Consider the following 15,426-nt stretch of genomic DNA (forward strand, 5'->3'; position numbering starts at 1 on the left):
AACGCCGTTCGCCGCCATTTCTTCCATGGACACACTCATGGACACATCAAATGGACGTCCAAATCGCAAGAACGGCGAAAACGCTCTGCACAGTGTGTCCACGCAAATAGCCGTCCGTTTACCAAGTAGCCCTCGTCACCACCCGTCAACGGAGCGATATCGTCAACGCCCGCTTCAACGAGAACCTCAACGCATGGATAGGTCATTGGAAATCGTCGAGCTCCTGATCGCGGTAGGTCGGCTACCCGAAGACAAACGGCAGCGGCGAGAGGCCTGGTATGAGAGCCAGAAGGAGCACTGGATTGGCTGGCTCTTTCACTACAACAGCCCCGGCGCCTACGATCGCAAAGTCACGCGCGGCCGGGATGCCCGCTTCGTCTACAACCACGCCGTGTGCCCAGGCCTGCTGGCGTATCTTGCAGACGCGTCGGGCGTTGCGCGCAACTTGGTGCGCCAAGCGAAGCGGATCGCTGCGTCGCCCGGCACCGAGATGGCACGAGCCGGCGCCATTCGCCAAGTCATCCCATGGGAAATTGTTCAGGCATCCCTCCTCGCCAATGGTTACGCGCGGTTTGTGCCCTGACATCCGATAGCACGGATTTAAGCGGCCCTCTTAATCGGAGGGCCGGACGTCTGAATCATTCAAAGCCAGCCAGTCGTGCCAGGACGACCACGACAGTGAGGCCTCGACGTTTATGTGGCCAGCGACCGGTCGAACGGCAAGGCGTCGCGCCGCCTCCAGGTCTTGAGGGAAAAACGCGTGGTCCAGTTTCGAAAGAAACCAGTCGCCCTGAAGAGCGCCACAGGCCTCGCAATGGTTGGCCAGGTATGACGTGTCCGCGGTTTCGGATCGGCCCATCTTCATCCAGGGAGCGATGGCCGAGATGCCGGTGGCGGCCTCGGCATTGATGGACTCGATGTAGCTGAGAAGGGTTCGCTCTTCCCGGCGCTCCCATTCCCCGTCATCGAGCTGCTCATCGTATCCGTCGACCAGCACACAGCTCACCCGAGTTGTTCCAATGCATTTCCAGCAGGTCGTTCGGCCTGTCAGAACCCAGAATGCTTCGGCGCGAAGTCTGTCAGCCACGGGCATCCAATTGCGCGCCCCGATCCAGACATTGGTTCATGTATAGCCCCTCGCGCTCGAAATGAGCAAGGATTTTGATTTCATGCGCTGGGATACCAATCAGAGGCTCACAAGCCTTGCAGTCTGAGGATCATAGACCATGCCCGTAATCGACCCATCGACGATTCTGGCAACAGCCTCGTCAATGACGGGCAACGGCACGAGGAACCATTCCCGCGGCTTCACAGGTCGACCGAATCGGTCCTCAATCGTCAGGTCGAGCAGGACCGGGGCAAACAAACGATGAAAGAGATTTTCCAGCTTTGTCCGATTGAGGTTCGACAGCTTGTAGGTCGCTACCACATCGACGTCGGCCAACAGGTAAGTGGCTTCGTTGGCCGCATTGGCGATACGGGTCTCGACCTTGCCACCGGTGACGCCGATCTTGTGGATGAGCTCGCGGTGCTCGACAACAAACGGGTTAGCCGACCGACTTCGCAGCACATAGATGGTCCCATTCTCCACGTCGTCGCGTTCCATGACATCACGGAACAAGGGCCCGGCTCCGGGAGCGGTCAGACGCCGGCCACTTTCGTCCTTGTAAAGCGCGCGCTGCAACGAGCGAAGCAACAGGTTGCTCTCGGTGCCGTTTCCATAGACGACGCGAAGACGTGCGTCCGTCTCCCCGTTGGGTGTCCGAAACGATTCGCCAATGTCGGCGACATAGACGACCTGCCCACCGAGGATGAAAAAGTCGCCCTCCTCGACGCTGGCGTTGCGGCCAAAGCGCAACGCTCGACGCTCACCCTTTTTCAACTCCGTTTCGGCTTTTTCGAACAGAGGCGCGAACCGTTCGAAGTCCTTGCAAGGCGTGCGATTCGCGATGTCTTCCGCAGCTTTGCGATCTTCATAAGAACGGACGTGCCGCAACTGAGTGATGTCGTCTTCCGGAGCGATGCCGAGTTCGGCAAGCAGTGCTTGATCGTCCATCCCTTCAAGCTCTTCGACGTCCACGACCGCCGGCTTGGCCCCCAGCAGGCCCTGCGTATCCAAGGAAGCCAATAGTGCGTGTGCCGAAGGAATCGCGCGCAGGCGATCTAGGCGAACCGCGTAAAGCCGCTCGAAGATGTCGCGATCTTCGCCGTGCTCGGGCACACGTCCATGGGTCTCGACGAAGCGCAGGATGTCCTCGAACCCGGCAATCAAGCGCTCTTCCTGCGCGGTGTGCGCGCCGTCCTTTAGGGGAGTGACCGATACGCCCAGTTCGGCCAAGATCGCTTCGTCGTCCATCTCATTCATTGGACGCACCTGCAGCTTGAGCGCGCTGCGTCGCAATGTGGCGGGCCAACGCGGCCACGCCTTCCGCCATTTTTTTCTCCCAGGCGTCGGCTGAGTTAATGTCAGGAGCGCGCCCTCGCTCTTGCTTGAACAGCACGGCGCGCTTGGCCAAATCGCGGGCTTCTTCCACCGACAGCGACACGCGCTTTGCCGCGATGCTGGCCTGGACTTGACGAAGGACGCGCTCATCCATTGCCCGAGCTAGAACCGCATAGGCGGCGTCGAAAGGATTGACGCGATCGACCAAGTCAATGTCGAGGTCCCTGACGTTGACAAACTTCCGGACGCCATCGATGAGCGACGTGTTGCCCTGCTCGCCCTTGGCGTCTGCTTCCGCCAGTTTCAACTTGGCTTGCTGAGTCAGGTTCAATGCGGCAACGGCGTGCTGGCGGACGGCCTCTTGATCCTCGTCGCTCAGCTGCGGGTAGTGCTCCCGGACGATCTTGCCCATCTGAACCTGTGTGAGTTCTTCGGGCAACGTATTTTCTTTGTCGAACAGCCCGCGCTCCAGCGCGTTCTTGTTCTGGACAAAGGCAGTGAGCACTTCGTTGAGATCCTCCCGGCAGATACGAACGGCCTCCGGAGACTTGGGCATCACAAGGCCCTTGATCTCGACATGAACCTGTCCTGTTGCGGAGTTAACACCGACGTTGCCCTTACCTTCCTGATAGCCTTCGTCGCCGTAATCGAAACCTTCTTTCGGCCCGTTGTCCTTCGGAGTGAACTCGAACCTAGGTGCCAGAACCTGCTCCATCAACAAGCTGGCTGCGATGGCTTTCAGCGTGTCGTTGACGGCCTGAACGACCTCGTTCTGCTCGGCTGCGGGCTCGGCAATCAAGTTGGTGAACCGTGCCTTTTCCTTGCCCATTGCATCCCGTGTGGCGCGTCCAATGATCTGGACAATCTCCGTGAGGCTGCTTCGGTAGCCAATGGTCAGTGCATGCTCGCACCAGATCCAGTCAAACCCTTCCTTCGCCATGCCGAGAGCGATAATGACGTCGACGTTGTCACGGTCGTTGTTTTGCGCGGGGCCCTTGAGTGCTGCGAGCACTTTGGAACGTTTGCCGGCGTCACTGTCGTCGACGAGATCCGCGACCTTCGCCACACCGCCCCCGAACTCCGGCTTTAGCTGAATAAGGTGAAAGCCAGTTTTTTCATCGACGCCGGTCCAGCTCCCCAGATGACTCATGATTTCTTCGACTTCTTTGTGCTTGTCTTTCAGGCTTTCGCGCGCATTGACGTTGGGAATGTGGACGATGGTCTTCTGCCGGGGGTCCAGCACCTTCATCACCGCGTCGACGTAGCGGCCTGTATAGAAAAAGTAACCGATTTCAAGGGACTTCAAATATGAGTAGCCATTTAGTTGTTCGTAGTAAGTGTAGGTCACTGTCTCGAACCGCGCTTCGTCGTCAGGTGAAAGCACCGCCTCCGCATCGCCTCGAAAATACGAACCCGTCATCGCAACGATGTGACTTTTGCCCCTTTCGATTAGTAGCTTGAGCTGACTCCCGAGCTTGTTCTCCGGGTTGCTACTGACGTGGTGGAATTCGTCTATAGCGACCAACCGGTTGTCGAAGGCTTCTATGCCGAACTCATCTACCGCAAAACGAAAGGTTGCGTGCGTGCACACGATAAACAAATCATCGCTGGCCAGAAACGCACCCATCGCCTTTACCTTCGAGGAGGATACCCTTCCGTTGTCGTCCCCAGGCGCGTTACAGAGGTTCCATTCCGGACGCACGGTCCAATCGCCCCAGAAACCCTGAGCGCTCAACTTCTCATCGGCAAAGCTGCCACCGATAGACTTTTCTGGAACGACAATGATCGCTTGCTTCAATCCTTGGTTGCGGACCTTGTCCAGTGCGATGAACATCAGCGCACGCGACTTGCCGGAAGCCGGCGGCGACTTGATTAGTAGATATTGCTCGCCTCTTTTCGCATAGGCCCGCTCCTGCATCGGACGCATGCCGAGCGCGTTTACCTTGTTTGAGGCCCCCGTCCTGGCTGTCGCAATCGAGACAGAGGGCACGGTGAACCGGTTGGTGGGATTCCCTGCCTCGTTCATTTGCTTTTCCTCGCCTTGTTAATCTTGACCTGACCCGCACTCATCTTGGTGTAGAGGTCGAACAGCTTCTCAAGCCGTTCCGTGTCGTTTCGAAATTTCCGTCCGATGTAGATCCGCTCCAATATCTCGTCGTTTTGCTCATGCGCACGACGCAACTGTTCCGGCATATGCTGCGGGTCGTAGAGATCGGCGATTGTGTCGGGAAACTGTGCCTCCCTGGCTAAAAGGATTTCCTCGGCGCATTGGGTCAGATCGGCTCTATTTTGATCCGTGAGCGTTGGAACCGGAAACGTGTTCCATCCCAGTGTGTTCGAGTATGAGAAATCTGTTCGCATTCGCACACAAACTGCTCCGATCCACACCCAGTGGAGGCGCGAAGCAATCAATGCCAGATTCCAAAGTGGTTCATCCAACAATACAAAATTTTTATTGCTTACTATGCTTCCTCGGGCTAGCAAACCCACCGGAAGGTAAGGTCTGTTCTCCGAACTGACGCCAGGGACAACTATCACCACTTCCGAACCTCGTTGCCGAATTTCGCCAAACCTGTAAGGAACCTTCGCGAGGTTTTTTGTTGTTGCGCGGTCTGACTTCAACCGTGTTGCCCTCACCAAACCAAATCGCCCCGCCATCCAAGGATTGGACGACGCTTCGATAAACTCGTTGTCTTCCACCCACAAGCATCGCCGCTCAGTTCCCTGGATGTATTCCTGAGATCCGACGAAGGGCCGAATAAATTTTGCCGGCACGCCGTATCGATGCGCTTCCTCAACGTCTTTCTGTTCTAGCAACAGTCCTCCGCCATCGTTTGGCATATTGCCGAAGGTCATCTCGCCAATCCCACTCAGCTGCAAAGTGCGAGGGCCAACGATAATGTCTGGGCCCGGCACGAGATAAGCATTGATGTGCTCGGCGGCCTTGATGCTTACTTCGCCGTCGATCGACTCACTAAAAATCCTCCGAGCGCTTCCGGGATTCACCGCCAAACCTACGATGACAACCGTCACGCCCGCATTTTTGCTGGCAAGATTCGCCCACTTAAATGAGGTGTGCGCGAAGGAGATGGAGTGACCGGTTGAAAAAATAAGCGTCCAAAGTGTTTCAACCTGTCTGCCTTGACAGATGGAGTTTGTGGCTACGAATGCCGAACCAGCTTGTGTATTGACACCATAGTCAGCCGCCTTCATGAACCAACCGGACACGTAATCGAGCGACTTCCAGTTTTTGGCGCGCCCTTCAAAAATCGACCCAAGGTCACTTTTCTGCTCCTCGGTCTGCCATTGGCTACCTCGATACGGAGGATTTCCACAAATATACGTTTCTCCGCCCTCGTTCTCAAAATCGATCTCCAACTGGTCGAGTGGCGTTTTGAAAAGGTCGTTACTCAGCACCCGAACGCCTACGCCTGTTGGCGGACAGATAGCCAGCCAATCAAGTTGGAGAGCATTGCCGCACGTGATCCAATTTTGAGCGTCAAGAGGCAATACTTCAGCCAATGCTTCTTTTTGGCCACGGTAGAGCACGTCGCATTGAAACTCCGCGATGATAAGGGCCAAACGAGCTATCTCAGCCGGAAAATCTCGGAGCTCTATGCCGCGAAAGTTTGTAAGCGGTATCTCAGACGGCAAGTTGACTTCCACGCGTCGTCGATTGATCTCCGCCTCGATCGCCCGCATTTGTTTGTAGGCGATTACCAAGAAGTTTCCACTGCCGCAGGCGGGGTCGAACACGCGAATGCGTGCCATGCGACGGCGCAGATTGATCAGTTTCACCTTGTTATCCCCAGCCGATTCCAGCTGGTCGCGCAGATCATCAAGGAAGAGTGGGTTAAGAACCTTCAAGATATTCGGCACGCTCGTATAGTGCATGCCCAGTTCGCCGCGTTCTTCATCCTCGGCGACGGCCTGGATCATCGACCCAAAGATGTCCGGGTTAATCTCCTTCCAGTTCAGCTCGCCCGCACGCAATAGATAGGAACGCCCGGTTCGCGTGAAACGTGGGACGTCGGTGCTGCCAGAGAATAGTCCACCGTTGACGTAGGGAAACGGGTCAGCCCATCGGGGCACGCGAGCCTTATCGCGATCTTCCTTTCTGCTATTCATCGCACGAAAGATCGTTTCCAATACCTCATGCGTATTGGACCCGTCCCGCTCTGTCATTTTCTCCACGGTTGCACTGAAGAGATTCAGCCCGTCGAAAATTTCGGTGTCTTCAGCGAAGAAACAAAATACTAACCGCGCCATGAAGTGGTTCATATCGTGGCGTCGTTCGGCCTTCGCCCAATCTGGGTTGTGTTGCTGAAGCTCGACATACAGCTTGTTTAGACGGCTGGTTGCCCGAATGTCTATCGGGTTTTCTTTGATTTCTCGGACGGTTGTGATCCCTGCGAGGGGCAGGAAAAACCCGAAGTGGTCCGGGAACTCCACAAAACCGCAGGAAATGGGCTCGCCACTAACCAGATCCTCAGCTTCCAAGGTCTCACCGTCAGTTGCTAGGACAAACTTCGCCTTCGCCGAGAGCGTCCTGGGACTGTTCTTCAGTGCTCTAAGTGTGCGCCCAACCTCGCCCACCGCACACGTTGCCAGGTGAATGTTGTTGCGCTGCAAGACTCCGCCCAGAACGTCCGACGCGTTTGAGTCTCCCTTGCGCAAGCGCTTGAGCGTGGTCTCCTTGTTTCCGAAGGCTGCCAGGAAGGCGTAAGGAAACTCTGCCCCATCGAAGGGCTGCGCTGCCAGCTCAGTTATTGCTGCCTCAATCTCAACCGCGTTCATGGGTTTCCACGCCTAGCCATCGGTGGCCGCTTGTCTCTCTCGGGTAGCGGCCTCCCCGCGCCCGCGCGCAGGCGCCGTGTCGGGATTATGCAACAGGCGACCGCCTCTCAAGCGCTGACGACGGGCAAATCGCTCCACCGCGTCTTGTAACACGGCGACAGGTGCTCGCGGTTCATCGACCATCGTCGTTCGCTCAGCCCAGCCGCACCGGGGGCTAGAACACCTCGACCCCAACGCGCTGTCGCGCGGTCCATGACGGCCATCAATCGGTCGCGGCGCTCATTCTTCACAAGGTCCGCACCGAACAGCATCCCTTGCGCGACCGCTTTCGCGCCGAGCTCCATCAACATCACGCCTGCCTTGGCGTAACGGTAACCGGGCCGATAGATGTGCCGAACCAGCGCGTGCGCTACGGCGATCAACCGCAGCGTATCGTCGGTCGGCTCCGGCAACCTCATCGAGGCCCGGGGTGAATACTGGCGATCCTGCGGCCGAAAACGGTTGGTCTCCAGCCACACGCCAACGGCGCCGGCGACGCTGTCCTGCCTTCGTAGTTTTTCCGCGGCAGTCGTCATGTGAACCTGGACGGGTTGAGCCAGCTCTTCGAGGTCATTTATGGGGGCCCCAAAACTCCTCGACGAGATGATCTGTTTCTTGGGCTCGGGCGAATCCAGCCCTTGGCACGCCTCACCGCGCAGCTCACGGACGGTGCGCTCCAGCACGACCGAAAACAGGGCACGCATTCGGGACGGTCCTGCCGCGCGAAGGTCGGCCACGGTTCGGATCCCGAGCTCCTGGAGCTTCGGCTCTGTTCGCGGTCCGACTCCCCAGACTTCTCCGACCTCGATTCCCGCCAGCAAATCGGCCAGCGCCTGCTCATCGAGCACCGACAAATCGCAGACGCCCTTCCAAGCCGAACGCTTCTTCGCCACGTGGTTGGCCAGTTTGGCCAAGGTCTTCGTCGGCCCAAAGCCGACGCACACGGGAAGCCCGACCCACTGCCGAACCCTTTCCCTCATCTCCACACCGATTGTCGTCAGATTCAGCCGCGGCAAGCGCGTGAAGTCCAGAAACGATTCGTCGATCGAATAGATCTCTTGGTCCGGTGTGAAGGCACTAAGCACCGACATCACACGCTGACTTAGATCGCCATACAAAGTGTAATTTGACGAAAAGTGGACAATGCGATGCTCGCGCGCGAGGTCCTTCAGGTGATGCCAGGGCGTGCCCATCTTCACACCGAGATCTTTGACCTCCTGGCTTCTGGCAACCACGATGCCGTCGTTGTTCGACAGGACCACGACGGGTCGGCCATTGAGACGCGGCTGGAACAGGCGTTCGCAGGAAACATAAAAATTATTGACGTCGACCAGGCCGATGCGCCGAGCAGCGGTCTCAACGAGCATAGCGCTTGAAACGCAACCGGCCGGACCGCGGGTCCATGTGGGCCTGATATAGTTTCGGTCGAAGGCCCGTTCGCTTTTCGCGTTCATCGAGCAATGCGAGCATCTGGTTGCGTTGTGCGTCGTCGCACCTCATCCCGAAAATCACAGCCCTTAGAGCTTCGGGACGATAGGGCCGCCCGTAGTTTGCCCGCTGGGGATCGAATACACGGTATTCGCGCTCGTGATCGTAGTCCGTGGACTTCCTCAACAACGTTTCGAGCAACTTCAAGGTATCGCGCTTGGTCATCCAGTCTCTTATGACGGGCGGATCATCGCTATATCTGACGGAGTAACCGAGGAAGGCGGCGGGATTGCGCGATGGTTCGAACTGCAGCGCAATCCCGCGATGGCCGTCCGCGTAGCCATCCCACACCGAAAGCTGGCGCACTGTTTCGCAAAACGAGCACACCCCTGAGACTTCCTTGTGAAGTTTCACGACGCGCTCGAAGAAGGCGTCGAGTTTCGCTGGGTCGGCCACCATCCCCGTAATGTCGACCTTGCTTGCGACAACCCACTTCCGAAACTGGGTGCTGTTCAAGTTGCCCGCCTTTCGAAGGTATTTTTCTAGCTCCTGCCGCCGCGCCACGGCGTCCGTGCTCGTAAACTCGAAGTGGATGTGGCTGTCCATCGGATCGGTAAACGTCGCCGGCGCCGCCATCCAGATTTCGCCGTCGACCAGCAACGCCCGTAAAACGTTCCACCTATCGATGTCCGCCAAGGGCGGCAAAGCGCGGAACTTGTAGATAAGGCGCGGTCCCGGTTCTTTATACTCGCGCCTCCAATAGCGCCGTTTTTTCCACGGCGGCACGCCAGGCTTATCCCACGACGCATTCAATCCGAGAAACGAATCCATCGGTGAACCTTATAGCGGATGGAGAACACGCGTCGCCACGCCCCAGATTTCCAGTGTCTCGCCCTCGGCCAGCACTCGCTCTGGGTAGTGCGGGTTGTCGCTGACCAAGGCAATTTTGCCAGCGCGCATCTTCAGCCGCTTGATGACCAGCTCCCCGTTCACCGTCGCGACCACGACGCTCATGTCTTTCGGTTCCAACGCACGGTCCACCACGATTTCGTCGCCATCGTGGATACCCGCTCCAATCATGGACCAGCCCTGCGCGCGCACGACGAAGGTGCTCGCATCGTGGCCTTGGCGGATGAGGTGCGCGTTGAAGTCGATGCGCTCCTCGATGTAGTCCTCGGCGGGGCTGCCAAACCCGGCTGCGACTCGAAAGCCGCTTAGCGGGATGGAGCGCAAGCGCCGGGAACGCTGGACGCCGCGCGGCATGGTTGCGCGCACGCCCTCGTCTTCGAGGGTGCGGCGATCGCGGTAGGCGGCCAGGAATTCGATGACAGCCGGCGTCTGGCTTTCGGGCACCCGCACCGGATGGGTTGGCTCGCGGTAGGGCCCTGACCCGGATTTGCGCCCCGCGCCCTCTCGGGCACCACCGTGGCCTTGAGACTTCATCAGCGCACCCCTTGAATACTGTTCAGTAATCAAGATAGCACACCCCGCGTCCCAGAAATCGAGACGCAGCACTGACGCCGTTTCCGCCGATGCGTTCCTAGGCCAGGACTGAATTCAGCGGCGCCAACGGCGCCGGTGAGGGCCTACTGGCCTGGCGTATGCGCCACAGCGCCACGGCGAAGAGTCCGAACCCACCCACGAAGTCGGCCGCGATGAAGAGATCGCGGCTGTCTTCTGGAAGCCAGCCTTTCCAGGGATGTATGACGTAAGCAATCAGAGCGAACCCCATGAGCGCGCCGGCGAGCATGAGGACGCCTACGGCCGGATACACGCTCAAGCGTCGTGCCGGCAACGGGCGCTCGACCGGCGCGTTGCGCTCGACCGTGGCCTGGAGGCGGTAACCAATCCGGGGCACCGTGGCCAGCACGGTTTGCTGCTCATCACCGATAGCCCGCCGCAGTTTCGCCACGGCATTCGAAAGCGCGTTCTCGACGACGACGCGACCCGCCCATGCGGAGTCCAGCAGTTCGTCCTTGCTCACGACCTCGCCCGCCCGCCGCACCAAGTGGCCAAGCACTTCAAGCGGCTTGCGCTCCATCGGAACGACTTTTCCGGCGACGCGCAGCTCCCATCGGAGCTCGTCGAACTCTGCGGCGCCAAAGCGCCAGCGCGCCGGCTCGCTCATGGAGGTGCTTGTTCGGTTCATCGCCTGCTCCTGTGTTCCGGCTGCACGTTATCACGCGAAATTGGTTGCACCTGCCAAACCGTTCGCGTTTTCGCCCCGAATCGATTCTCGAAATGGAGGACGTGGGAGATCCGTTGGCAATCCGTGAGCGTTACGCGAAGACCTCCGGCCGACTCGGCGTCACCGTTCGCATCGGCATCCCGCCCTTGGAGAAACCATGAACGTTCTGACCCCCGCCATGCTCCTGGTCGCCTCGGCCGCGCTCGTTACCTTCACCGCCCTGGCTTCCACCCTCGACCCGCCCGTCGTGCTCGACAGCCGCGACATGCTGGTCATCGCCATCGGCCTCGCCGGCTTGGCCTTCGGCGCCATGGCGACCCGTCGCTTCATTCGAATCCAGCACGTCCTCGCCGCCGCTCACTGACGCGCCCTCGGCATCTCCAACCACTGCGCGACCCTAGCTACAACGTCCGGCGCTCCACCGGGCGCGGTGCAAAGGATCGCCAACCCTAAACACCTCGTCAAGGAAAAACCCATGAACAAGCACCTTCTTCGTCTGTTGACTCTTTCGTGTTGCGCTGCCTCCGCGGCCGCGCCGGCCGCTTCTTCGCCCCCCCATTACTTGACTGTCGTGAACGACGGCCAGGCCACCATCCGCACCTTCGAATTCAAACCCGAGGGCATCAATAAGTGGGAAGCCATCGACGTGGGCGACCAGCGCTCGTCGAGCGATCTCCACCCAGGCGAGAGCGTCCAGGTCGCGCTCCGTCATGGATGCGTCTACGACCTGCGCGTCACTTTCGCCGACCAGCGCTCGGTCACCGTGACCGAATTCAACGCGTGCAAGGCTTCGACTCTCCACGCAGGCCACGCACTACGCATGGCCAGGGCACAGAGCGGCCGCCCCGATTGAAAGCTACTTTTTCGGCGGCGCCCGCATCCTGGGCGCCGCATCCTCGCCGCGCCCCACGCGGCACCCTGAAGACCGAAGCGGCTGAACGGAAACCTGCGCGCGAAGAACTGGTAGCGTTACCAGTTGCAGTGTCATTAAGTGCATGGTAGTTACCGAATCAGAACCGCTCTAACGAGAAGGCGCAAACGATGTCGTGGGACGACGAAAGCAATGAACTGGACGCGATCACGGCCAACGGCTGGGCCAACTTGTCTCTTCAAAACCAAGCCGCCGCGCAACTGTCTCGCATGCGCATGACCCGAAAGGTCATCCAATCCGAAATGCTGTGCAGCGAGCTCAACAGGAAAAACATAAAGCTCGAAGACGAGAACGCAGCGCTCAAGGCTGTGATGTCGGGTTTGCTCGATCGGAATACAGCTCTGTGGCAAGTCGTCGTCCACCTAGAGAACGCGTGGCAGCCAAGGGGAGCAGACCCCACCGCCCCTGCGTTGGCGGTCCAACCAATGGTGGCTGAAAAACAGCGGGCTCTCGCTTCCGATCCAACCTTGATCGCGGAAAAAGAGCGCGTGGCTGCCGAATGGATGAATTGGGGCAAGGCACAGGTTCCGCCGCGCGGAAAACGGCGCTAGCCCTCCTCGCCCAAGGCTTTGCGCATAGGCCCTGGGCACCCGTCACCACCCTAGAGAAGCGCCTACCGCTATCATTCGGTTGGGCTTTCTCCAGGGGATTCGCGTGAGGATTGGCATCGACTTCGGCACGAGCTATTCGGCGGCTGCCGTCTTCAGAAACGATCGCGTTGAGAAGATACGATTCGCTGCCGGGGATCAGTTCCGGACGGCGGTGTATTTTCCGGAAGCCGTCCCGAACATGGACGAGTTCCAGATGACGCCGGAAATTGAAAGAGATTTCGAACGCATTTTGCGCCAAGACAGGAGGCAGGCCACCAAGGCTTTCGTCACCGCCACCGCACGCTGGCAAGAGGCGATGAAGCTGCGGGACGAGAATGCTCGGAACAGAGCGCTGGCTCTTCTGACTGAACCCAAGGCACCCGATGACAATGACCTTCGGAAAATGGCCCTGCGGGTTGCCCGCCAGCATTGGCGCGAAGAGCAAGTCCGAACGGCGAGTGTCGCTGAAGTGGACACGTCCCGCGCAGTGTTCGGAGATGACGCCATTGATGACTACCTGGACGCAGGCACTGGCATCCTCATTCAATCGCCCAAGTCCATGCTTGGATTCGATTTGAACGCCACTGGCCGCGCTCGAATTTTGAACGTGGTGGGCCACATCCTTGAGCACATCCGACTGACGGCAACCAAGCAATTGGGGTCCGCGGTTCACAAAGCGGTAATTGGCCGGCCTGTTGAATTTCGCAGTTCGCTCGGTCCGGCTGGCACCGAGCAGGCACGGGCACTCATGACCGAAGCAGCCATCAAGGCCGGCTACGACGACGACATCGAATTCCTTGAAGAGCCTGTCGCCGCTTCTCATGATTTTCATCGAAAGTGCGAAGAGCGAACCAAGACCTTGGTCGTCGATGTGGGCGGAGGAACAACCGATTTCGCCTTCGTGGAACTCGGTGGCAGCCGCAAGCCAAACGTCATCAAGGCTCGCGGCTTCCCCATGGGTGGAACCGATGTGGACCTTGACCTGGGTCAGCAAGTCATGCCCTTGTTCGGCAGGGATCTGGACGGGGGCGCCCCGGCTCACCACTACGTGGACGCCCTTTCCATTCACAACCCCGAACGCCAGCGGCAATTTGCTAAGCGCGACTACAAGCAAGAAGAGGAGCCATTCCTCTCTCGGTTACGCGCGCTTCAAAGGACGGGCAACACGCAGAAGACGGCGCGACTCATCGAGCAAGCCAAGGTCGAGTTGTCCACCGAGGACCGCCGCCGTATCGCACTGGGGTTCATCGAGAAAAGATTGGCAGCCACCGTCGACCAGGCTTCGCTTCTCGACGCCTCCGATCGCCTGCGGTTCAACCTGGAAAAAGAACTCGACAAGCTGCTGGCCGAAATAGGTTGCTCACCGGATGCGGTCTTTGTAACCGGCGGAATGTCGCGATCACCCTATTTGATCGAAATACTCAAACGCAAATTCCCGAATGCCCGCCGTGTCCGTGGCAACGCTTCGTTCGCAGTGGTCAATGGGCTCGCCTTATACGCTGCCGGATGAGTTGTGTGGAGGACGACGATTAAAGGGGGCCTGTAAATGTTCCGGCGCTGGTCGAAGCTAAAATTAGATAATCGAATAAAATAAATTGAATCCGGAGGGCTTGCCAGGTCCGGGATCTGTCGTAGATCTGGAGTCATGGGGACTTTTTCCCTTGACAACCAACTACCGGAGACTGGCATGTTCTCGATTCGTCGCGTTTCAATCGCCCTGGCCTCGCTGGCCATCAGCGCACACGCGTGGGGCCAGTCGGCTGCGCAGGCCATCGGTGGTCCAGTGACCGCGCAAGTCCAGCCGCAGCCGCTAACGGCCACACCGTTGTTCAAAGGGCCTTTCACCGCGAGCTTGTCGCCGCAGTTCGCGCGGCCTGCGGACGACGGGACCTCGCCTCCAGGACAAACCCTGCCGCCAGCCTTCTCGTGCGCACCCGGCTCGACGTCTTGCGCCAACGGCGATGGCACGGCGATCTACGGCGGGTCCGACGCATCGTCCAACATCTTCCAGGATCTGAACCCCGCCGGCTCGGGAAGGGTTTCCGGCTCGAATCTCATCTATGGTGCCAACAACACCTTGTCCGCTTCCAACGCCGACAACATGATTTCGGGCTGGGGCAATACGGCAGCTGGCAAGCTCGGGAACTTGACGATCACGGGTGAGGCCAACAACGTTCACTCTGACGATTCCAATATTTCGATCACGGGGTCGGGGAACACCGTCACGGGAACCCAGGGTGAAAACTGGGGATTGAACATCAACGGAGGCAGCAATCAGGTCGACAGTTCGAGCGGCACGATCGACGGTTCCGTGAACACCGTCAGCAACGTGACCCGCGGAACCATCGACGGGTTTCTCAACAACGTTACGAACGCCAGCGACACCGCCATTCTCGGAAACGGCAACACGGTTACGAACGATCAAACGATCACCGTGGGCAACGGCAACACGAATACCGCTTCCCAAGGCGTGGTGGTGGGCAACCACGATACCAACCAGGTCGCCGGCGGGGTAATCCTCGGCAACAACTCGGGACTCGGTGCCGATGCGATCAACAGCGTCATTGTGGGCAACGACACCTACACTGACCGGGCGAACACGGTGGACGTCGGCGGCCGAACGATTTCCGGTGTCGCTCCTGGCGTGCTGCCCGACGACGCGGCCAACATCGGCCAGCTCCAGCAAACGCTTCAGCAGGCCAACGACTACACCACCCAGAAATTCAACGTGCTCAACAGCAAAATCAACCAGGCGGGCGCCGCTTCGTCCGCCCTCGGTCTCGTGGCCGCCTCCGCTGCCGGCAATCCGTCGGGCAACCGTTTTGCGATGGGCTACGCGAATTTCAACGGCCAGTCGGGAACGGCGATCGCCTACCAGCACATTTTCAACACGCGCCACCCGATCAATTTCACCCTCGGCGTCGCTTTCGCGGGTAGCCAGCGCACGGTGGGTGGGGCGGTCAGCGTCGGGTTCTGATTTCATGGGGTCCAAGTGGTGTTTCGGCAGCGG

General features: G+C 58.9%; 14 protein-coding genes. 6 read left to right on the forward strand and 8 right to left on the reverse strand.

Annotation, left to right across the window (positions count from 1 at the left end):
- Positions 1-205: 205 nt before the first annotated feature.
- Positions 206-583, forward strand: a complete 378-nt coding sequence (locus tag FFS30_RS11240) for a hypothetical protein (protein ID WP_137913217.1) — start codon at positions 206-208, stop codon at positions 581-583.
- A gap of 30 nt (positions 584-613) precedes the next feature.
- On the opposite strand, the gene FFS30_RS11245 is transcribed toward FFS30_RS11240, so the two are convergent.
- The 8 genes from FFS30_RS11245 to FFS30_RS11280 all read right to left on the reverse strand — a co-directional run bounded on the left by FFS30_RS11245 (position 614) and on the right by FFS30_RS11280 (position 10,856).
- Positions 614-1,006 carry a hypothetical protein gene (locus FFS30_RS11245; protein ID WP_137913218.1) on the reverse strand — a complete coding sequence of 131 codons (393 nt, stop codon included), beginning with the start codon at positions 1,004-1,006 and terminating at the stop codon, positions 614-616.
- A 180-nt stretch (positions 1,007-1,186) separates the two neighbouring features.
- On the reverse strand, positions 1,187-2,365 hold the full coding sequence (locus FFS30_RS11250; protein WP_137913219.1) for a GIY-YIG nuclease family protein: 1,179 nt from the start codon (positions 2,363-2,365) through the stop codon (positions 1,187-1,189).
- The gene (locus FFS30_RS11255; RefSeq protein ID WP_137913220.1) at positions 2,358-4,469 is read right to left on the reverse strand and encodes a DEAD/DEAH box helicase; all 2,112 of its coding nucleotides are present in this window, start codon (positions 4,467-4,469) and stop codon (positions 2,358-2,360) included. Before FFS30_RS11255 ends, FFS30_RS11250 begins: the two co-directional genes overlap by 8 nt.
- The gene (locus FFS30_RS11260) at positions 4,466-7,240 is read right to left on the reverse strand and encodes a DNA methyltransferase (protein WP_137913221.1); all 2,775 of its coding nucleotides are present in this window, start codon (positions 7,238-7,240) and stop codon (positions 4,466-4,468) included. Before FFS30_RS11260 ends, FFS30_RS11255 begins: the two co-directional genes overlap by 4 nt.
- A 107-nt stretch (positions 7,241-7,347) precedes the next feature.
- Complete coding sequence (locus FFS30_RS11265; protein WP_137913222.1) at positions 7,348-8,646, reverse strand: Y-family DNA polymerase; 1,299 nt, start codon at positions 8,644-8,646, stop codon at positions 7,348-7,350.
- Positions 8,636-9,538 (reverse strand): DUF2971 domain-containing protein, encoded by a 903-nt coding sequence (locus tag FFS30_RS11270; RefSeq protein WP_137913223.1) that lies wholly within the window; start codon positions 9,536-9,538, stop codon positions 8,636-8,638. The genes FFS30_RS11265 and FFS30_RS11270 overlap by 11 nt, the downstream gene beginning before the upstream one ends.
- Positions 9,539-9,547: 9 nt before the next feature.
- Entirely contained in the window at positions 9,548-10,222 is a 675-nt protein-coding gene (locus tag FFS30_RS11275; RefSeq protein WP_249352397.1) for a S24 family peptidase, read from the reverse strand.
- A 25-nt stretch (positions 10,223-10,247) separates the two neighbouring features.
- On the reverse strand, positions 10,248-10,856 hold the full coding sequence (locus FFS30_RS11280) for a winged helix-turn-helix domain-containing protein (RefSeq protein WP_137913225.1): 609 nt from the start codon (positions 10,854-10,856) through the stop codon (positions 10,248-10,250).
- A gap of 196 nt (positions 10,857-11,052) precedes the next feature.
- Between FFS30_RS11280 and FFS30_RS11285 the strand changes: the two genes are divergently transcribed.
- The 5 genes from FFS30_RS11285 to FFS30_RS11305 all read left to right on the forward strand — a co-directional run bounded on the left by FFS30_RS11285 (position 11,053) and on the right by FFS30_RS11305 (position 15,393).
- Positions 11,053-11,259 carry a hypothetical protein gene (locus FFS30_RS11285; RefSeq protein ID WP_137913226.1) on the forward strand — a complete coding sequence of 69 codons (207 nt, stop codon included), beginning with the start codon at positions 11,053-11,055 and terminating at the stop codon, positions 11,257-11,259.
- A 111-nt stretch (positions 11,260-11,370) separates the two neighbouring features.
- Positions 11,371-11,748, forward strand: a complete 378-nt coding sequence (locus tag FFS30_RS11290; protein WP_137913227.1) for a hypothetical protein — start codon at positions 11,371-11,373, stop codon at positions 11,746-11,748.
- 188 nt (positions 11,749-11,936) lie between these two features.
- Positions 11,937-12,377: a hypothetical protein gene (locus FFS30_RS11295; protein ID WP_137913228.1), complete on the forward strand. Its 441-nt coding sequence runs from the start codon at positions 11,937-11,939 to the stop codon at positions 12,375-12,377.
- 103 nt (positions 12,378-12,480) lie between these two features.
- Positions 12,481-13,926 (forward strand): Hsp70 family protein, encoded by a 1,446-nt coding sequence (locus FFS30_RS11300; RefSeq protein ID WP_137913229.1) that lies wholly within the window; start codon positions 12,481-12,483, stop codon positions 13,924-13,926.
- A gap of 135 nt (positions 13,927-14,061) precedes the next feature.
- A complete protein-coding gene (locus FFS30_RS11305; protein ID WP_137913230.1) occupies positions 14,062-15,393 on the forward strand; it encodes a YadA-like family protein in 1,332 nt (443 codons plus the stop codon).
- Positions 15,394-15,426: the final 33 nt, after the last annotated feature.

The sequence above is a fragment of the Rudaea sp. 3F27F6 genome (assembly GCF_005503555.1).
Classification (GTDB): Bacteria; Pseudomonadota; Gammaproteobacteria; order Xanthomonadales; family Rhodanobacteraceae; genus Rudaea.